This is a genomic window from Candidatus Zixiibacteriota bacterium (assembly GCA_035574315.1).
Taxonomy (GTDB): domain Bacteria; phylum Desulfobacterota; class Binatia; order UBA9968; family UBA9968; genus DATLYW01.
In genome coordinates this window covers 46550-65337 of record DATLYW010000024.1, presented here as the reverse complement: position 1 = coordinate 65337, position 18788 = coordinate 46550, and the positions used below count along the sequence as shown (strand labels likewise).

At 66.4% G+C, this 18788-nt stretch carries 14 protein-coding genes; 12 read left to right on the top strand and 2 right to left on the bottom strand.

The genetic code is table 11. The features are described 5' to 3' along the window. The first annotated feature begins 29 nt into the window (after nt 1–29). From VNN77_07565 to VNN77_07555, 3 genes are read left to right on the top strand one after another with little or no spacing between them, the layout of a single operon-like run. Nucleotides 30–1049 carry an ABC transporter ATP-binding protein gene (locus tag VNN77_07565; protein ID HXG51244.1) on the top strand — a complete coding sequence of 340 codons (1020 nt, stop codon included), beginning with the start codon at nt 30–32 and terminating at the stop codon, nt 1047–1049. 60 nt (nt 1050–1109) lie between these two features. Beyond that, nucleotides 1110–2246 (top strand): alpha/beta fold hydrolase, encoded by a 1137-nt coding sequence (locus VNN77_07560; GenBank protein ID HXG51243.1) that lies wholly within the window; start codon nt 1110–1112, stop codon nt 2244–2246. 11 nt (nt 2247–2257) lie between these two features. Then, nucleotides 2258–2806: a carboxymuconolactone decarboxylase family protein gene (locus VNN77_07555; GenBank protein HXG51242.1), complete on the top strand. Its 549-nt coding sequence runs from the start codon at nt 2258–2260 to the stop codon at nt 2804–2806. Nucleotides 2807–3033: 227 nt separating this feature from the next. Here the strand turns inward: VNN77_07555 and VNN77_07550 are convergent, their stop codons facing one another. Continuing rightward, on the bottom strand, nt 3034–4269 hold the full coding sequence (locus tag VNN77_07550; protein ID HXG51241.1) for a hypothetical protein: 1236 nt from the start codon (nt 4267–4269) through the stop codon (nt 3034–3036). An 80-nt stretch (nt 4270–4349) separates the two neighbouring features. Next, nucleotides 4350–5444: an alpha/beta hydrolase gene (locus tag VNN77_07545; GenBank protein ID HXG51240.1), complete on the bottom strand. Its 1095-nt coding sequence runs from the start codon at nt 5442–5444 to the stop codon at nt 4350–4352. A 110-nt stretch (nt 5445–5554) separates the two neighbouring features. Between VNN77_07545 and VNN77_07540 the strand changes: the two genes are divergently transcribed. From VNN77_07540 to VNN77_07500, 9 genes are all read left to right on the top strand, one after another. After that, on the top strand, nt 5555–6565 hold the full coding sequence (locus VNN77_07540; protein HXG51239.1) for an ABC transporter ATP-binding protein: 1011 nt from the start codon (nt 5555–5557) through the stop codon (nt 6563–6565). Continuing rightward, nucleotides 6562–7563 carry a dipeptide ABC transporter ATP-binding protein gene (locus VNN77_07535; GenBank protein HXG51238.1) on the top strand — a complete coding sequence of 334 codons (1002 nt, stop codon included), beginning with the start codon at nt 6562–6564 and terminating at the stop codon, nt 7561–7563. Before VNN77_07540 ends, VNN77_07535 begins: the two co-directional genes overlap by 4 nt. A 185-nt stretch (nt 7564–7748) precedes the next feature. Beyond that, entirely contained in the window at nt 7749–8237 is a 489-nt protein-coding gene (greA, locus tag VNN77_07530) for a transcription elongation factor GreA (GenBank protein ID HXG51237.1), read from the top strand. Between the two features lie 40 nt (nt 8238–8277). Beyond that, entirely contained in the window at nt 8278–10221 is a 1944-nt protein-coding gene (locus tag VNN77_07525) for a hypothetical protein (protein ID HXG51236.1), read from the top strand. After that, the gene (locus VNN77_07520; protein HXG51235.1) at nt 10218–10964 is read left to right on the top strand and encodes a hypothetical protein; all 747 of its coding nucleotides are present in this window, start codon (nt 10218–10220) and stop codon (nt 10962–10964) included. Before VNN77_07525 ends, VNN77_07520 begins: the two co-directional genes overlap by 4 nt. Continuing rightward, entirely contained in the window at nt 10961–12370 is a 1410-nt protein-coding gene (locus VNN77_07515) for a hypothetical protein (protein HXG51234.1), read from the top strand. Before VNN77_07520 ends, VNN77_07515 begins: the two co-directional genes overlap by 4 nt. Before the next feature lie 44 nt (nt 12371–12414). Further along, on the top strand, nt 12415–13422 hold the full coding sequence (locus VNN77_07510) for an AAA family ATPase (GenBank protein ID HXG51233.1): 1008 nt from the start codon (nt 12415–12417) through the stop codon (nt 13420–13422). A gap of 15 nt (nt 13423–13437) precedes the next feature. Next, a complete protein-coding gene (locus VNN77_07505) occupies nt 13438–14367 on the top strand; it encodes a DUF58 domain-containing protein (protein ID HXG51232.1) in 930 nt (309 codons plus the stop codon). A 4-nt stretch (nt 14368–14371) separates the two neighbouring features. Further along, nucleotides 14372–18748, top strand: coding sequence for a VWA domain-containing protein (locus tag VNN77_07500; protein ID HXG51231.1), 4377 nt, complete (start codon nt 14372–14374; stop codon nt 18746–18748). Nucleotides 18749–18788 lie beyond the last annotated feature (40 nt).

Here is an 18788-nt window from a genome sequence, read left to right as displayed (position 1 = left end):
GCTCTCGAAGCCGCGGGCATGGAACGGAGATGAAGGCCGAACTGACCGAACGGGATGCCGAGCCGGAGGCGCGTGACGCCACGCTGCTGCGCGTACGAAACCTGCGCACGGAGTTCGAGCTCCGCCGATGGGTATTCGGGCGGGCCGGAGTGGTGCGTGCGGTGGACGGCGTGAGCTTCGATCTCAGGCGCGGCGAAGCGGTCGCCATCGTGGGGGAGAGCGGCTGCGGCAAGAGCAGCCTCGCGAAGACGATCCTCGGGCTGTATCGGCCGCGCCAGGGCGAGGTGACCTTCGAGGGGAGAAACCTGGCGGAGGCCGACGGCGACGCGCTGCGCTGGTATCGCTCGCAGGTGGGCTACGTCCAGCAGGATCCCTACGGGGCGCTGCCGCCGTTCATGAACGTCCGGCGCATCCTGCTGGAGCCGCTGATTGTCAACCGCGCCGGGAGCAAGCCGGCAAGGGAGGAGCGGATCCGCGAGGTCCTGCAAGAGGTCCGGCTCATACCGCCGGACGATTTTCTGCCGAAATTTCCCCATATGCTGAGCGGCGGCCAGCAGCAGCGGGTGGTGATCGCCCGGGCGATGATTCTGCGGCCCAAGCTGCTGGTCGCCGACGAACCCGTCTCGATGCTCGACGCCTCGGTGCGGGTCGAGATCCTCCAGCTGCTGCGCAACATCCAGCGCGCCCACAATCTGGCCGTCATCTACATCACCCACGATCTGTCGTCGGTGCGTCACTTTTCGGAGCGCGTGTTCGTGATGTACGCGGGGAAGATCGTCGAAAAGGCCGAAGCGCGCGAGCTGGTTCACGACCCGCTTCATCCCTACACGCGCGCCTTGCTCGCAGCGATCCCCGATCCCGATCCGCGCAACGCGGCGGTCTTGAAGGAGCTTCCCCCGGGAGAGCCCCCCAGCCTGATGCGGCCGCCGGCCGCCTGCCGATTTCACCCGCGTTGTCCCGAGCTCGTTAAAGGGCTGTGTGATGTCGAGGAGCCGCGGGAGCTCGAGCCGAAGCCCGGCCATTTCGTGCTGTGCTGGCTGTACCGTTGAGGCGCGAAGCTCTGGGCTCTTGCGCCGAAAGCCTCCTTTCTGTTAATCGACTCGCAGACCATGGAAACGACAGGCCGGAGCCTCGAAGCGGTCAAGGCGGAGATCCGGCGGCGGGCGGGAAGGATCAATCCCTTCGAAAGAGCCAAGCCGGACGATGTCGCGTCCGTGCTCGAGCGGCTGGAAAGCCTCGATCCCGATCTGTGGGGTCGGGAATGGGCAAGGCTCGGGCGGCACTACGAAAGCCTCGGAGAGGAACAGGAGAAGCTCGGAAACCCCGGGCGGGCGGGCGCGGCTTTCTACCAGGCGTACGAGTACTACCGCATCGGCCGTTACCCTGTCCCGGGAAGCCCCGAGAAGATGAATTGCTACCGAAGCGCGCTTCGCTGCTTTCTCCGCGCGGCCCCTTGCCTCGATCCGCCCGCCGAGCGGGTGGAAATCCCGTTCGAGGGCAAAAAGGTCGTCGGTTACCTGCAGGTCCCGGGCGGACTCGATCGGCCGCCCGTGGTCATGCATTGGGGCGGGGTGGACGGCTGGAAGGAAGATCGGCGCAGTAACAGCGAGATGCTGCACAAGGCGGGGCTGGCGACGTTTACGATCGACATGCCCGGCACCGGAGAAAACCCGTGCCTGGGTCAGGATCCTCGGGCCGAGAGGACATTTTCCGCCGCCCTCGACTACCTCGAGACCCGCAGCGACATCGACGGGCGCCGCGTCGCCGTCATGGGCGGGAGCTTCGGGGGTTACTGGGCGACCAAGCTCGCCTACGTGGAAGCCGGTCGGTTGCGCGGCGCGGTCAACTGGGGCGCGGGGTGCCACCTCACCTTTCAGGAGGAATGGCTGCGCCCCGCGCTCACGGTCAAAGCGTCGCAGTATCTGATGGGGCCGGCGAGCTTGCTGGAGGCGCGGGCGTACGTCTTCCGGGCGGCCACGCTGGAGGAGGTCCTGCGAATCGCGCCGGGCCTTTCGTTGCTGGCGCAGGGAATCCTCGATCGCCCTTCCGCGCCGCTGCTCTGCATCAACGGCAAGGAGGACGATCAGCATCCGGTAGAGGACATCTATCTTCTCCTGGAACACGGCAGCCCCAAGGACGTGCGCATCATCCCCGGAGCCGGACACATGGGACGCAAGCCGGCCCAGCGCAACGACGAGGTTCAACGCATCGTGACCGAGTGGCTCAAGCAGCGGCTTGCGCGATGACAGGAGCACGCATGGCCAGAATCGCAACGATCGACCGAAAACAGGACCTGGAACCTCCGTACCAGAGCATCTACGACTCGATCGCGCAGAGTCGCGGCCGCGTCGGCGGACCGTTTCTCGCGCTGCTGCACAGTCCCGAGCTGGCGGCCCGAACGGCTCACCTCGGGAGCTATGTCCGGTTCGAATCGACCCTCGACCGCAAAGTCATCGAGCTGGCGGCCCTGGCTGCGTCGCGCGAGCTCGAATGCAAGCACGAGTGGGCTGCGCACGTGACCCATGCGCAAAACGCCGGTATCCCGCTGGCCACGATCCGCGCCATTCACCAGCGCCGCGGCCCCGAGCACTACTCCTCGGAGGACGCCCAGATCATCAGCTTCGTTCAGGAGCTGCTGCGCACGCACAGAGTCAGCGAGGCGACGTTTCAGGCGCTCTACGGCCGGTTCGGGGAGCGCGGTCTCGTCGAGCTGACGGCGACCGTCGGTTACTATGCGATGCTCGCCTGCACGCTCAATGCTTTCGACATCGCGTCGGTCGCTCCGCCCGACGATCTCAAGATCTGAGCCGTAAAATATTCTGTTGCCTGCTTCCGGGCCTCTGGTCCCGCCTTGCCACTTTGAACGGTCGCGCCGCGAAGCGGCAGGACCGGGAGGCCTCCCGGCGCGTACTCCTCGTACGGGGCGCAGCAGTCTTCCCCATCGCGGCGGCAGGTCTCGGCGCCTTTCGACGGATGTCTGGCTGCCAATGCCGGCAGGCGGACGTCCACGAAAAAGAAAGATAGGGAACAGTGCTAACGGTAGAGCGCGAGGTTCGCGATCCGGCGTTCAATCTCGGCCATCATGGTCTCGTAGCGCGGATCGCCGACGCCGCCGAAGCGGCGCTTGAACTCGGCCTCGGGCAGGAATTCGGGCAGGTCCCCGGCCTCAGGCATGAGGTCGCCTTCGAGCACGCCCGCGCTCAGGCGCCGCTGCAACGCCCGCGCGGTCGCGGAATCCGCGGCGCGCTCGCCGAACCGGGCGCCCGCGCGGTCGGCGGCGAGATCATAGAAGGAGAAGCCGCTGCCGCCGCGCGAATCGCCGAGCTCCTTGTAAAGACCGACGGCGTCGGCCAGCGGGGTTCCGGCGCTCGCCGCCAGCGCGCCGGAGACCAGGAAGTGCTTGGCGAGGTCGGCGCGGCCGGCAAGCCTCACCTCGCGCGGCACGGGACGGCGCCAGCGGCGCGCCGCCGGGGCGATTTCCTGAAGCGGGCGGTCATTGGCGTACATCGCGAGGACCAGGAGCGCGGCACGGTTCTCCGCGATCGGCTCTGCCGCCCGTGACCGCTCATGAGCCAGCTGGAAGAGGGGAACGAGCAAATCGACGGCCGCCACGGGGCGCGGAGGCGAAGCGCGCGTCAGCTCGGCGAGCCGATCCTGGTAGGCGCGCAATCGCCGCTGTTCTTCGCCGGAAAGCAGGGCGGAGCGAAGCTTGTCCGGCAGATGCGGCTGCCAGCTGTAGCTGACAACGAGTCGATCGCCGCCGATGTCGATTCCGCGCACGACGTCGCGGGTGATGCCGAATTCCGCCAGCACGCGGGCGAGCAGGCGATTGGCGAGCCACACCGGTACCGGCAGGCGCCCGACCCGCAGGCGGTCGAAGACCGGCGGGCCGCCGTCTCCGGTCAGCACCGCCCTGATGTTGACGAACCTTCCGAGGGGGTTTTCCGGCAGGGTGACGCTCGCCTCGATCGAGATCCGGCCGGCGGAAAGCATGATGCGGGCGCCGCCGCGCGCGAACTGGTGCGCGATGTAGTCGGCGGCGAGATCGAGGTCCTGCTGCAGGATGGTCAGCCTGCGCACGGTTCCGGGGGCGACGCCGCGAGGGTCGTTCTCCTCCAGGGTGCGCGTGGCCCTCTCGATACTGTCCGGGGTGATTTCCGGCGGGCGTTCGAGCACCGATCGGTCATCGATCGCGAGAAAGGCGGCGAGAAGAACCGAAAGAAAGAACAGCGCCGATGCCACCGCCGCCGGGAAGCGCCAGGAACGCATCGTCACCAGACTAGCGGACGCCGGCGGAGATTGCCATCGCGGGCGGCGTCCGGCGGCCGGCCGCGATGCGGAGGGCAAGTTCAGCGGAGCTCGCGCCGCAGCCACCCGAGGATGGTCGGCAGGGTTTCCGGCGTCTGCCCCATGTGGCCGCCCGGGAAGACCCGTGCGGACTTCGGGCTCCCGTGCTCCAGGAGGATGTAGAGATCGTCGATCGGGGTCTGGAGGTCATCCTTGCCGTTGACCACCAGCATCGCGCACGAGGGCTTATCGAGCCAGCCCTGCGTTTTCAGGGACATCGATGGAAAGATGCGGGCGAGCTCGTCGATTGTGCCGACGCCGAAAGCCATGCAGCGGGCGACGTCGTGGTCCATGAGATAGCTTTCGGCGTTGGTCGACCGGCGCAGCCACTCTTCCTGGAAAAAATAGTGGACGCCGCCGCCCCAGACGACCGCCGCACGCAGACGTTCGGCCTCGACGAACGCCATTTTCGCCGCCCAATAGCCGCCGAAGCTGCGCCCGACCATCGCGAGGCGCGCGGGATCCACCTCCGGACGGCGCTCGAGATAGTCGATGACGGCGCTGAACAGGGATTCGCCTTCGGGTGTCGCCTTGATCGGGGACTCTCCCGTGCCCGGCATGTCGATCGCGCAGGTGTTCAGGCCGGCGGCGTGCATCGCTTCCTCGTACTCGTAGGCCTCGGCCTTGAAGCCGTCGATGCCACCGAAGTTGACGATCGTGGGCCGCCGCTCGCCGCCGCGCTTCAACCGGAGATAGGCAGGGATTTTCCCGCCGCCGTACGGGACCTCGACACGCTCGAGCGGCGGATCGAAGTAACGGCCGGCTTTTTCGTAGAGCTCCAGGCTCTTGTGAAAGCAGCGCAGCTTGCCGGGCGTGTGCGGAACCGGATAACGGCCGGCGGCGTAGTAAGCGTAGGCGAGGAAATAGCTCTCGCGCGCCCGGTCGATCCGGCCGTGTCGCTCGTGCTCGGCGCCCTCTTCCTCGTAGCGCAGCGCCACGCCCGCCCACAGCTCGGCCCACAGCTCCGGGTCCTTGCTCGTGAGCTTCTCCACCACCCGCTCCACGTCGTGCGGCCGGAGTCGGCGAAAGACCCGCTTCTTCCCGGTCTGGGAGCGGATTTCGGCTTTGATTTCGTCCAGGCTTTTGACGCGTCCCATGGCCGGCTCCGCTGCGGCTCCCTCTACCTCACCTTGACAATAACTTCAACCTGAAAGTAAGATCCGCGTACCTTCGCGGCAGCAGAGCCGCTCGACCGATCGGAATTGCCGTGACCGCGCTGCTTCAGGTGAAGAACCTGCAGACTTCCTTTTTCACTCCCGAGGGCGAGGTGCGGGCGATCGACGGCGTCAGCTTCGAGATCGAGGAAGGCAGGACGCTGGGGCTGGTCGGGGAGTCGGGCTGCGGCAAGAGCGTGACGTCGCTTTCGATCATGCGCCTGATCGCTTCGCCGCCCGGACGGATCGTCGGCGGCGAGATTCTTTACAAGGGACGTGACCTCCTCAAGCTCAGCAACGAGGAGATGCGCCGCATCCGCGGCAATGAAATCTCGATGATCTTTCAAGAGCCCATGACCTCGCTCAACCCGGTGTTCACCGTCGGCGACCAGATCGGCGAGGCGATCCGCCTGCACCAGGGGCTGGGGAAAAGGGAAGCGAGGAAAAAGACGATCGAGATGCTGCGGCTGGTGAAGATCGCCGACCCCGAATCCCGGGTGGATCACTATCCGCACCAGATGAGCGGGGGGATGCGGCAGAGGGTCATGATCGCAATGGCGCTCTCCTGCAATCCCAGCCTGCTGATCGCGGACGAGCCGACCACGGCGCTCGACGTGACGATCCAGGCGCAGATCCTCGAGCTGATGAAGGAGCTGCAGCAGAAGATCGGCATGGCGCTATTGTTGATCACGCACGATCTGGGGGTGGTCGCGGAACAAGCGGACGACGTGGCGATCATGTACGCGGGCAAGATCGTGGAGCGCTCGCGCGCGGCGGCGATCTTCAGCCGCCCCTTGCATCCCTACACGGTCGGCCTGCTAAACTCGCTTCCGGGGAGCGGCACGGACAAGCGACGCCGCCTGCGCGCGATTCCCGGGGTGGTGCCGAGCCCGTTGCATCTGCCGAGCGGCTGCCGTTTTCGTGACCGCTGCCCCAAAGCGGCCGAGATCTGCGCCACCGCCGAGCCAGCGCTCACGGAGACCGAGCCCGGCCACTGGGCGGCGTGCTATTTCCCGGAGAGCCAGACTGCTTCGGCGGGTGAAGGGGCTCCCGCGCAGTTATGAGACTGCTCGAAGTTCGCGACCTGAGAAAGTATTTCCCGCTGGGGGAAGGGCTGTTTTCGCGCCAGAAAGGGGTCGTCAAGGCGGTGGACGGCGTGACGCTCGACGTCGAGGAAGGCGAAACCCTCGGCGTCGTCGGGGAATCCGGCTGCGGCAAATCGACCCTCGGAAGGACCATCCTGCGGCTCATCGAGCCCACCGCCGGGGAGGTCTATTTCCAGGGCAGGAACTTGTTGGCGCTGCCGCCCCGGGAGCTGCGCGAAATGCGGCGCCAGATGCAGATCATCTTCCAGGACCCCTACGCCTCGCTCAACCCGCGCATGCGCGTGGGCGACATCGTCGGCGAGGGGCTGGAGATCCACAAGCTCGCCAAGGGCAAGGCCAAGCGCGATCGCGTCGTCGAGCTGCTTCGACAGGTGGGCCTGCGGGAGGACCACTACGATCGTTATCCGCACGAGTTCAGCGGCGGCCAGCGCCAGCGCATCGGCATTGCCCGGGCCCTTTCCGTCAGTCCCAAGTTCATCGTCTGCGACGAGCCGGTATCGTCGCTCGACGTCTCGATTCAGGCGCAGATCATCAACCTGTTGCAGGAGCTCCAGGAGCGGATGAATCTCACCTATTTTTTCATCTCGCACGATCTGCGGGTGGTCGAGCACATCAGCCACCGCGTGGCGATCATGTACCTGGGCAAGATCGTGGAGATCGCCGAGAGCGAGACGATCTACCGGGGCGCGAGACATCCCTACACGCGGGCGCTGCTGTCGGCCGTGCCGGTGATCGACACGGCGCGCAGGAGGGAACGAATGGTGCTCCAGGGCGACGTGCCCAGCCCGGTGAATCCTCCCAAGGGCTGCGCCTTTCACCCCCGCTGTCCGTACCGCGAGTCGATCTGCGACCGCGTCGAGCCGCAGCTGGAGTTCGACAGCGCCGGCCACGGGGTTGCCTGCCATGTCTTCGGCCCGGGCCGCCGCGAGGCCGCAGACGCGCCCGCGCCAGCTTGACGAAACGGTGCCGCCGGTCCCGGAGCACGAAGGCTTTGAAATCCCGCGGCGGAATTCGGGTTGAAATCGCGCCATTCGATGGTAAAATTCCGCTGTCTGGGCTCGCCGGCAGGGGCGAGCGGGCGACTGAGAGCCTCTCTGGAGATTTCCCGAGGGGTTTTTATTTTTGTTGAGGAGCGTCGATCATGGCAACGCAGGATACCCGTGTTCCGATGACCGCTCGAGGGTACCAGCTCCTGCTGGAGGAGTTGAAGCGGTTGAAAAGTATCGAGCGCCCGAGGATCGTCCGTGAGATCGAAGACGCGCGGGGCCACGGGGACTTGTCCGAGAACGCCGAGTTCCACGCCGCCAAGGAACGGCAGTCCTTGCTCGACGTTCAGATTCGGGAGATCGAGGACAAGCTGGCGCGCGCTCAGGTGATCGACGTTTCGAAGCTCTCGGGAGACCGGGTGGTATTCGGCGCGACGGTGTCTCTGGTCGATGGCGAAACCGGCGAAAAGGTCGTATATCAGATCGTGGGCGATCACGAAGCGGAACCGAAAAACGGTAGGATCTCCATCAGCTCTCCGGTGGCCCGCGCCCTGATCGGCAAGAGCGAAGGAGACGAAGTCCAGGTTCGCACGCCGACGGGCATCCGAACCTTCGAGATTCTCAGCCTGGAGTTCATCGACTGAGGCCCGACGGCGCAGGCGCCCCTGCATCCCCCGAGGGAGCATGCCTTCTTCGGCCCGAAACGCCGCCCTCGGCCGCGCGGCATACCTGCTTTTTGCCGTGCTTGTGCAGGGCGGATTTTCCGCGCGTCCCGGCGGCGCGGACGTGCTCCTGGAATCCCGGATCGGGTTCGGCGGGCTCTTTCGGCTCGGGCAACCCTTTCCCGTTCAGATCGATCTCACGAACACCGGTCCCGAGGTCCAGGGCAACCTCGATGTCCGCGTGTGGCGCGGCGGCGCTCCGAGGGGCGGCAACCCGTACCCGTTCCATTACCGCCAGCAGGTTTTCCTCGCTCCGCAGGCGCGCAAGAGCGTGCGGCTGACCGTCGATCCCGACTTCGTCAGCCGGCCGCTTACCATCACTTTCTCATCCGCCAGGGTCCGGGCCGGCCGCGAAATCGATCTCCGGCGCCATTTCTCTCCGACGCCGCTGGCGTTGCTGTTGAGCGAAGGCAGCCGCATCCCGTGGATTCCCCCGACCGCCCTCGGCGCGGGCCGACTCGTTTCGGTTTCGATTTCGGAGGTGCCCGCCGAGGCCCGGGCGCTGCTCGGCGTTTCCACCCTGATCGTGTACGACCAATCGCTGCAAGATCTTTCCCCGGAGCAGATCCACGCGCTGGAGACCTGGATCGCTGCGGGAGGGCGCCTGCTGATTCTCGCCAGCGTTCATGCGGCCCTCTACCAAGGGCCTGCGATGAATCGGTTCCTGCCCGTAAAAGTCAGCGGGCTGAAGAAGCTATCGGGCGCTGCCGCGCTCAAGCTGCCGGGTGCCGCCGATCTCAAGGAGCTCTGGATCCAGGAAGCCAGGCCGGTGGCGGGAAGGACCATCCTGGAGCTGGAGGGCAGCCCGATTGTCGTCGAGGCGGATCGCGGCAAGGGGAAGATCGTCTATCTCGCTCTCGATATCGGCCGGCCGCCGCTGGCGGGCTGGAACGGCCTTACGGAGCTTTTCAAGGGCGCGCTCGCGCCCCTTCCCGAGCGGGTCGCGGGGTCGCGCTCGGTATGGGACGAATCGGTCTTCCTGAGGTTGTTCCTCAATCCGACCCTGATCTCCACCTACATTCCTTCGGGGGCTCTTTTTGCAGCCCTTCTCGGATATACCGGCGTGGTCTTTTCCGCGCCGTGGATCTGGCAACGGCGAAAGCTGAGTTTCGGTCGCGCGCTCGCCGGTTTGTTCCTTTTTTCGGCGGCGTCTTCCGTCGGCGGCTATCTTTTCTTCGGTCGCGGCGGCAACATCCCGGACGGAGTGATGGTTTCGGCAACGCTGCTCGACGAAATCGCCGAGGGCTATGCGGAGGCCCAATCGAACGTCGGAATCTTCTCCACACAGCCTCGGGACTTCGACCTGCGGGTCGACCCGGGCTGGCTGGACCTCCTCCCGGTCAGCGCCCGGAGTCGGCCGCACGACGAGCCTTCACTGGTCTCTTACCCGGGGACGCGCTTTCACCGGGTGGTATTTCCGCTGCGCGAATGGGATTATCGCCTGTTGAGGTTTCGGTTCGTCGAGCGGTTTCCCGTTTACGTCGGTGTCGAGCGCGCCGGCGACAGGATCAAGCTTCGCCTCGACCACCGCGGTTCGAGAACACTGACCGACTGCTGGCTGATTCTTCCCGGCCAGAGACACTTCCTGGGAGAGATCGCACCGGGGACCGCGTGGACCAGAGAGCTGGCGTTTTCGCGCGAGAGCCCGGCCGGCGCGGAGGAGAGTCCCCGACCTGCGGAAAACCAGCTGCGCGATCTCCCTTTCAAGGATCCGCTCCGCGAGCTCCTGTTCCACAATTCGTTTTTCCCGCGGGAGGTCGCCGCCACGCTCGGCGGTCAGGCGGCGCTCTTCTTCGGTTGGGTGAAAGAGCCGCCCCGGAGGTTGTGGGCCGAGAACGGCCGGATTCGCGCCTATGAGCAGGCGCTGTTCCGCAAGGTCGTGTCGCTCGGCGGAGAGGACGAATGAAAAACCATCCGGTCTTCCGCGAGAGCGTGGAAGTCTTCTTTCTCGAAGGTCACGGCTTTCCCGTGTACTTTTATATCCTCGCGGTTCTCGCGCCGGTGGAGTTTCTCTCGCTCTACATCCCGTCGCTCGACGCTCAGATGTGGTCGGGCTCGGCCAATCTTTTCAAGGTCTGCTCGGTGACCGCGTTGCTGTTGCTGCCGTACTTCGGCCTGCGCGTGGCGAACCAGGAATTCGCCCCCTGGCGTTTTCGACCGGCGAAACACTGGATGCGCGACGGGAAAATCCCCGTGGCGAGTTTTTGCCGGGCGCAGCTGAGCTTTCTCGCCTTGCACGTGAGCGTTTCTCTCGTCGTTTGCGCGCCGCTGCTGATCTGGGCCGGGGCGATCGCGCGAACCGGGCCGGGAGCGATCCTCACCACGCTCCTGCTGCTCTGGTTTTACGGGTTCACCTATGCGATTTGGGGATTGGCGGCGCTCGCCCGTTGGGAGCGCAAGCCGGAAACCAGGCAGGTCTTCGTGCGCTCGCTCCTCTTTGCGGTGCTCGTCGGTTCGGCGCTTCTGTACCTGCCGCTCAATCCGGTCGGCTTCGTGCTCGCCTATCTCAGCCGGCAGGAGCTTGCGCCGCTGGCCGTCGGCCCTTGGAAATGGCCCGGGGCAGTGGTTCATTTCGGTTTTCACGCGGTCCTCTTCGGGGCCGGTCTCGCCACCTATCTCTGGTCCTTGAAGCGGAAAGGCGAGGTATGACCGTCGACGCATCCCTGCGAGAGAAGCTGGATCGGCTCCTTCGCTGGGAGCGGCGCAAGCGCCGGGAAGCGGCGTTGGTCGCCGTCGCCTTTTACGCGTTCGCCGGCGCGTTGGTGCTGCTGCCCCTGAGCTTCCTGTGGAGCTTCGGTTTCGAGCGCTGGCTGGCGCCGGCGGCCCTGGCTCTGGCGGCGGCGCCCTTTTTCGTCGCTCGCGCCCGCTGGAGCACGCGCGATTCGCTGCGCGCTCTGCGACGGCTCGACCTGGCGTTGAATCTCGAGGAACGGGCTCTCACCGCCTGGGAGATCCTCGCGCGCGGAAGCCTCCGGCCGGCGGAGCGGCTCGTGCTGGCCGAAGCGGGCGAGAAGCTGGAGAAGGCCGACCCGCTCGCCGTGCTTCCGCGGCAAAAGGATTGGAAGCTGCGCTCGCTGGCACCGGTCGCGGCGGTTTGGCTCGTTCTGGCGTGGTCGATCGGCGAGCGCCCGTGGGGGGCGGCTCATGACGACGATCCGCGCTTGCGAAGCCGCGCGGAAAAGCTCGGGGCGTTCGCCCGCGAGCTGCAGGAGAAGGCGGCGCGCGAAGGGTTGCCCGACAGCCTTGCCGCCGGCCGCGAGCTCGAGAGTCTGGCCCGAAAAGCGCTCCAGAAGCGTCTCGACCACGAGCAGTTCGCCGATGAGCTCGCGGCAGCGGGTGAAAAGATCGCGGCCCTGAGCCGACGCGGCGGCGCGGAGCGGAAGTTCCTGGCGGCTCAGAGCGTCGAGCATCTCGCCGACCTCAAGAGCGAGCTCGAGGTCGCCCGCAACCTAAGCCACCCGCCCGAGCTGCAGAAAGGGCGGGATTCAGCCAGGCTGCTCGAGCGGCTCGAAGGCCTTCCCCATTTACGGCGTGAGCTCGAGCGGAGCTTTCCGGGGTCCGCCGACCTCGACCGGGAGCGGTTGAGATCCTTTTTTGAAAGACTGGAGCAGGAGCTCCGGGCCGAGCTGGATCGCCGCAGCCTCATAGACGCCGAGCGGTTCCTCGAGCGACTTCTCGAGGAGCCGCGCGGAGAAGAAACCCAGACGGCCGGTTCACGGCGGGAGGGCCGGTTCTCCGGCTCCGGTGACAGGGCCCACGGCCCCGAGCCGGGCACCGAACCGGGCCGGGGCGAGAACCTTCCCGGGCCGCCGCCCCGGCTCGGGGCCGCGGGCGCAAGCCGGCTCACCGGAATTTTGGGTGAAGGGGAGAGCGCCGGAATGTGGTTTCCCGCGACGCCATCGGGCCCGGGAAAAGCGGCCGTGTCACGGGAGGAGGTCGTCGCCTCGTACCGCAGGCAGGCGGAGGCCGAGCTCGAAACCGAGCCGGTGCCTGAAGCGCTGAAGGAGACGATCCGGAACTATTTTCTTTCCCTGAGCGGGGAGAGGAGCCGGTAACGGCGGGTCTCGACTGCGGCGCCGGAGAGGACAAGGAGGCTCCCATGGAGGGAGTTGGGGAATTCCAGGAGAGAATCGCCGAGGCGCGCGAGAACTTCGCGCGCGTCCGAGCGGAGATGAGCCGCGTGATCGTCGGCCACGAGGAGTTGATCGAACAGATCTTCATCGCGCTGATTTGCGGCGGCCATTGCCTGCTCGAAGGAGTGCCGGGGCTCGGCAAGACGCTCATGGTGCGAAGCTTCGGCGAGGTTCTGAACCTGACCTTCTCCCGGATCCAGTTCACGCCCGATCTCATGCCCGCGGACATCACCGGAACCAATGTGCTCACCGACGATCCATCGGGGAGAAAGATCTTCGAGTTCCAGCGGGGGCCGGTCTTCGCCAACATTGTTCTCGCCGACGAGATCAACCGCGCGACGCCCAAGACTCAATCCGCCCTGCTCGAGGCGATGCAGGAGCAAAGCGTCACCGTCGGCGGCAGGGTTCACCGCCTCGAGGCGCCCTTCATGGTGCTGGCGACGCAAAACCCCATCGAGATGGAGGGTACGTACCCGCTGCCGGAAGCCCAGGTGGACCGTTTCTTCTTCAAGCTGCTGCTGGAGTATCCGAGCCGCGAAGAGCTCGGTCGCATCGCCGACCTGACCACCGCCGCGCCGCCCGCGCCCCTGGCGGAGGTTCTCGACGGCGGGACGTTGTTGCGCATGCGCCAGTGGGTACGCGAGGTGCCGCTGGCCGAAGCGGTCAAGGACTACGCCGTGCGTTTGCTGCTGGCCACGCACCCGGGCAAGGAGGGAGCGGACGGAAGCGCGGGCCTCGCGGCCAGGTTCGTGCGTTACGGCTCGAGCCCGCGCGGCCTGCAGAGCCTCATCCTGGCGGCCAAGGCGCGCGCTCTGCTGGCCGGCCGGCCCAACGTCTCGTTCGACGACATTCGCGCCATGGTGGCGCCGAGCATGCGGCACCGGCTGATTCTCAACCTCGAGGCGGACGCCGAAGGGGTGAGCGCGGAGCACATCCTGGCCGATCTGATGGAGCGGGTCGCGGAGATCCCCTGATCGAGGCGCGAAACGATGGAGAACAGAGGAGCCGGCCTCTCGGCGACGGCTGATACCGCCGGCGCCCCGGGATTGTTTTTCGACGCCGAGCTCTTGAAGAAGCTCGAACGGTTGCATCTGGTGGCGAAGCGGCTGAACTGGGGCGGGCTCAAGGGCGAGCATGCGGCCGTCCGCAAGGGGCATAGCCTGGAGTTTTCCGACTACCGCCGCTATCAGCGGGGCGACGACCTCCGATACGTAGACTGGAACGTCTATCGCCGACTCGAACGGCTTTTGCTGAAGGTCTTCACCGCCGAGCAGGAGATGAACGTTTACCTGCTCGTGGACACCAGCCTGTCGATGGCCGAAGGGCGTCCGGCGAAAATCGACTACGCCCGGCACGTCGCCGCCGCACTCGGCTACATAGCGCTCAAGAACCTCGACCGGGTGGGAGGGGCGTCTTTCTCGTCCCGCCTGCAGGCGAAGTTGAGCATGGGAAGAGGACGCCGACAGATTCTCGGCCTGTTCGACTTTCTCGCGCGGCTCTCCTGCGACGGGCGGACCGACTTTCTCGATGCCGTGAAATCCTTCGGCGCCCTCTTCGCCCAGCCCGGTCTCGTGGTCGTGGTGAGCGATCTCATGGATCCCGCGGGGTGTCGCGCCGGCCTCGAGGAGCTCTGCCGCCGGGGGCATCAGCTCCTCGTGGTTCATATCCTCGACCCCGACGAGCTCCATCCGATGGCGGCCGGGGAGGTGACGCTCCTCGATGTCGAGCAGCCCCGGGAACGCCGGACCTTTATCGACGCCGAGCTGGTGCGGCTTTTCGAGCAGGAGCTGGCACGGTATCTGGCCGAGATCGAGGCGGTTTGCGCCGGCTGGAAGATCGACTACGTGAGAACGACGACGCACGTGGCTTTCGACGAGTTCGTCCTGCAGATGTTGCGCCGGACGCGCAGCGTCACCTAACGCCATGCTCTGGGGAGCCCCCTACGCCTGGTTGCTTCTTCTCGGCGTTGTCCCGCTGATTGTTTTCCTGCACAGCCTGAGACGGCGGGGCGCAGTCTATCGAACGACGGCTTTCTTTATCTGGGAACGGGTGCTGCAGCAGCGGCCGCTCGGCAGCCGACTCGGCCGGCTGGTGCGCAAGAACCTCCTGCTCGCACTTCAGCTGCTCGCGGCGACCGCGCTCATCGCCGCTCTCGCCGATCCGGCGCTGCTCTATTTCGGAGCCCCGCCGGGCGACGTCGTGGTCGTGATCGATCTCGGCGCCAGCATGAAAGCCGGCGCCGCTTCCGGGTCGCGCTTCGACGCCGCCCGGCGGGAGCTCCTCTCCCTGATCGACCGTCTCGCACCGGGGCAGCGCATGATGCTGATCGGCGCCGGTCCCGAACCGCGGGTGCTGGCGCCGCTGACCTCCGATGCCCGGCGGCTCAGGGAAACCGCCCGGCGAATTTCGCCGACCGATGCCCCCGGCCGGGTTCGAGAAGCGGTTCTCTTCGCGCACGCCTTTTTGAAGCAGGGGAGCGCCGACCGGGTGGTGGTCATCAGCGACGGCGCCTTCGCCGGGGCCGATAGGTTTTCGTGGCAGGCGCCTCATCTGCGACTGATCCAGGTGTCGGGAGGGAAGGACAACATCGGCATCACCGGATTCGAGGTGAGGCGCCGTTCGGGGCAGCCTTCCCTCGCCGAGATCATGGTGCACGTGAAAAACTTCACCGCCGCAAAGGCCGTGGTGCCGGTTGTGATAACTCTCGGGACCAAAACAGTCGCCCGGGACGAAATGGAGCTGGAGGCCGGGGGTCGGCGCGTGCGGGTCTTTCCTTATGCGGGGCCGTTCGAGGGCCTGCTGGAGGCCCGTCTCGACGTCAAGGACGACTTTGCAACCGACAACCGCGCTTACCTGGCGCTCGCGCCCGCGGCTCCCGTTCGTCTTCTGTACGTGGGGCCGGGCAATCCGTTCCTCAGCCGGTTGCTCGGCTTCTTCCCGGAAGTTCAGGTCGCGAGCGTGGAGAGCTGGCCGCCGGACTCGACGTCGGCCGATGCGGCGCCGCCCGACGTGGTGGTCTTCGATCGAGTCCCTGTTCCTCCGCTCGACCGCGGAAACTTCATCTTGATCGACACCGTCGCCCCGAACCTGCCGCTACAGCCGCGGGGGAAGATGCTACACCCGCGCGTTCTGTCGGTCACCCGCCACCGGGTGACCGAAGGGCTGCGGCTCGGAGACCTCTTCGTCCGGCAGGCGACCCGCGCGATCGACACGGGCGGCCGGGGAAAAGCCCTGGCCCAGACGGCGGAAGGTCCGCTGCTCTGGGCTTTCGAAGGCGACATGGTTCGAGCGCTGTGGATCGGGTTCAATCTGCTCGATTCGGATCTGCCTTTTCGAGTCGCATTCCCGCTCCTGCTGCACAACGCCATCGACTGGCTGCGTCCGGGCCGTGCCGAGTTCCCGAGCCGAGCCACGCGCTCGGGGCACCCCTATGAGCTCAGCCTCGGGAGCGCGGATGAAACGGTGGAGATCACCGTTCCGTCGGGGCGCAAGGAAAACCTCGCGGTGACCGGACAGAGGGCGGCGTTCAGCGAAACGCTGGAAGCCGGATTCTACACGTTTCGAAGCAGCAGCCGGTCCGGAAGCTTCGGCGTGAACCTCTTCGACGAGGCCGAGTCCGACATCGAGCCCAGACTCCGGGCGCCGCCGGGTGCTTCCCGTTCGGGCTCCGCAGAAGCGCCAGGCACCGAAAGCGGCCGCCCCCTGTGGCCTTATCTGCTCGCGTTCGTCGTGGTGGTGCTCGCCGTTGAGACGGCGCTGGCCTGGCGCGCGGGGCTTTCCTGGGCTCCGGCGGCGGCGCGTTCGGCGGCATTCGCCGCGCTGGCGCTCGCTTTCTTCGATCCCAAAATCGTGACGCCCGCGACGCTGCTCGACGTGGTCGTCGGCGTGGACGTCTCGCGCAGCGTCGGGCGCGAAGGGCTGGAGAGCGCGCGGGAAACGCTCGAGGCGGCCAGCCGCCATCGAAGCCCCGAGCTGCGCACGGGGCTCCTTTTCTTTGCCGCCGAGCCGGTGTGGGAGTTCCCCCCGCAGCCGGACTTTCAGCCGGCCGACGTCCTGCCGCCGCTCGATCGAGAGGCCAGCAACCTGCAGGCCGCGCTGCAGGCGGCGCTCGCGCGATTCGGCGAGGGGCGGCAGAAAAGAGTGCTGCTCGTCACCGACGGCAACGAGAACCGCGGGCGGAGTTCGGCGATCGTCCCGTTGCTCCGCGCCCAGGGAGTCGAAGTCTGGCCGCTCCCGGTCGGTCTTTCCCGTGCCGGCAACGAGATCTACCTGAGCGACCTGCAGCTGCCGCGGGAAGTCGACAGCGCCGAGACGTTCGAGATTCGCGCCGCCGTCGAAAGTCGCGCCCCGGCCGCGGCCCGGGTGCGGCTGCTCCGCGACGGGGTCGTCGCGGGCGAACGGCAGCTCGTGCTTCGGGGTGGTACCAATTGGGTGACCTTTCGCGCCAGCTTGCAAGCGCAGGGAGGCCATCACTTCGAGGTGCTGGTGGAATCCTCCGACGACACGCTTCCGGAGAACAACATCCTTCAGGGAGTCGTGGAAGTGCGGGGACCCCCGCGGGTTCTGTACATCGCCTCGGGCGGAGAAGAACAGCGTCTGCTCGCGCGCGCGCTTCGGACCCAGGGATACGCGGTTTCCGAAGCGTCGCCCGGCTCCCGCGCTCTGGATCTTGTCGGGATCGCCTCGTTCGATTTGGTGGTCCTCGACAACGTCGCGGCCTACGCGCTGGCGCAACGGGAGATGGAAGCGATCGAGCGGTATGTCCGCGACCTCGGCGGCGGGTTGTGGGTGGTCGGCGGGGCGCAGAGCTACGGCGCGGGGGGATATTACAAGACTCCGTTCGAGAAGCTGCTGCCGCTGGACATGCGGCCGCCGGCGCGCCTCGACCTGCCGCAGGTGGCGTTGCTCTTCGTGATCGACAAATCGGGCAGCATGGGAAGCGGACCCGAAGGGGGTACGAAGCTCGACCTGGCGAAAGCAGCCGCTCTGGCGGCGGCAGACATCATGAATCCGACCGATCAGGTGGGCATTCTCGGCTTCGACGCGGCCTGGGACTGGGTGCTTCCCTTTCGACCCGTGGGCAAGGGCGAATGGATCTCGGAGAAACTCGCCTCACTCAGTTCCGACGGCGGCACCGATCTCTACAAGGCGCTGGTGGAGGCGCACCGGGCGATCGCCGGCAGGAAGGCGGCAGTCAAGCACGTGCTGGTGCTCTCCGACGGCCTGACCGACAAGATGGATTTTGCTTCGCTGGTGGGCGCGATGGCACGCGACGGGATCACGGTTTCCACCGTCGCTGTGGGCGGAGACGCCGATTTCAAATTGATGGCGGAGATCGCGAGGACCGGAAAGGGGCGAGGCTACGTTACCCTCGATCCGGAAAGCATTCCGCAGATCTTCACCACCGAGACGCTGCTCATCGCTCGGGAGCTGCTGGTGGAGAAGCCGACGCAGCCGGCCGTGGTCGCCGCCACGGGGCCGCTGAGAGGATTCGGCGGCGTCGAGTTTCCCCCGCTTCATGGCTACGTGCTCACGTATCCGAAATCCGGAGCCGCGTTGCTCATGAAAGCCGGCCCCGACCCGCTCCTCGCCTCGTGGCGCTACGGGCTGGGACGCGTCACCGCCTTTACGTCGGACTTGAGCAGCCGCTGGGGTAGAGAATGGGTGCGGTGGGAAAGCTTTCCCAAATGGGCAAGCCAGGTCGCGCGGGACGCCATGCGTCGGCTTTCATCGGAGCGGCTGCGCGCGGAGTTTCGTCCCGAAGAGGACGGTCTCAGGGTCATTGCGGACGTGGTATCGAGCGAGGGCGATTTCTTGAACGGCCTTGAACTCAGGGGAAAGCTCACGGCCGGGCAGGCGACCGAGGAGCGACCCCTCCTGCAAGTGGCTCCCGGGCGTTACGAGGGCCGCTTCTCCACCGCCGTCCGCGGCGTGAATCTCCTGACCATTTATACGGAGATGGAGCCGGGGGGGTCTTCGACGGTGCTGAAGACGGTCCCTTATGTTTCTCCCTATCCGCAAGAATACCGCGAGCTGGGTCCCAACCGGGCGCTGCTCGGAAGGCTGGCCGAGCAAACCGGCGGGAAGATCGTCGAGCGTGAAAGGCTGGAGGAGGGGATACGGGCGCTTTATACACCGGGCCGCGCGAAGGGAGCACGCGAGCAGGAAACCTGGTGGCCGCTCTGCGGTGCGGCCCTGCTGTTGTTTGTCGGCGACCTTGTCTTGCGCCACTGGCCTGTTCAAAAGCCGTCAGTGGCCGTTCGTGTTGCTGCCGTCACACCCCCGACAACCGCCGGGTAAGACGCTTGCAAGAGCGCCCGTACATCGTCCCGGGCCCGCC

What these genes read in the sequence shown, in the direction of transcription:
- greA (HXG51237.1), top strand. Translation starts at nt 7,749, where the DNA reads ATGGCAACGCAGGATACCCGTGTTCCGATGACCGCTCGAGGGTACCAG.
- VNN77_07525 (HXG51236.1), top strand. Translation starts at nt 8,278, where the DNA reads ATGCCTTCTTCGGCCCGAAACGCCGCCCTCGGCCGCGCGGCATACCTG.
- VNN77_07500 (HXG51231.1), top strand. Translation starts at nt 14,372, where the DNA reads ATGCTCTGGGGAGCCCCCTACGCCTGGTTGCTTCTTCTCGGCGTTGTC.
- VNN77_07520 (HXG51235.1), top strand. Translation starts at nt 10,218, where the DNA reads ATGAAAAACCATCCGGTCTTCCGCGAGAGCGTGGAAGTCTTCTTTCTC.
- VNN77_07560 (HXG51243.1), top strand. Translation starts at nt 1,110, where the DNA reads ATGGAAACGACAGGCCGGAGCCTCGAAGCGGTCAAGGCGGAGATCCGG.
- VNN77_07510 (HXG51233.1), top strand. Translation starts at nt 12,415, where the DNA reads ATGGAGGGAGTTGGGGAATTCCAGGAGAGAATCGCCGAGGCGCGCGAG.
- VNN77_07515 (HXG51234.1), top strand. Translation starts at nt 10,961, where the DNA reads ATGACCGTCGACGCATCCCTGCGAGAGAAGCTGGATCGGCTCCTTCGC.
- VNN77_07505 (HXG51232.1), top strand. Translation starts at nt 13,438, where the DNA reads ATGGAGAACAGAGGAGCCGGCCTCTCGGCGACGGCTGATACCGCCGGC.
- VNN77_07555 (HXG51242.1), top strand. Translation starts at nt 2,258, where the DNA reads ATGGCCAGAATCGCAACGATCGACCGAAAACAGGACCTGGAACCTCCG.
- VNN77_07565 (HXG51244.1), top strand. Translation starts at nt 30, where the DNA reads ATGAAGGCCGAACTGACCGAACGGGATGCCGAGCCGGAGGCGCGTGAC.
- VNN77_07535 (HXG51238.1), top strand. Translation starts at nt 6,562, where the DNA reads ATGAGACTGCTCGAAGTTCGCGACCTGAGAAAGTATTTCCCGCTGGGG.
- VNN77_07550 (HXG51241.1), bottom strand. Translation starts at nt 4,269, where the DNA reads ATGCGTTCCTGGCGCTTCCCGGCGGCGGTGGCATCGGCGCTGTTCTTT.
- VNN77_07545 (HXG51240.1), bottom strand. Translation starts at nt 5,444, where the DNA reads ATGGGACGCGTCAAAAGCCTGGACGAAATCAAAGCCGAAATCCGCTCC.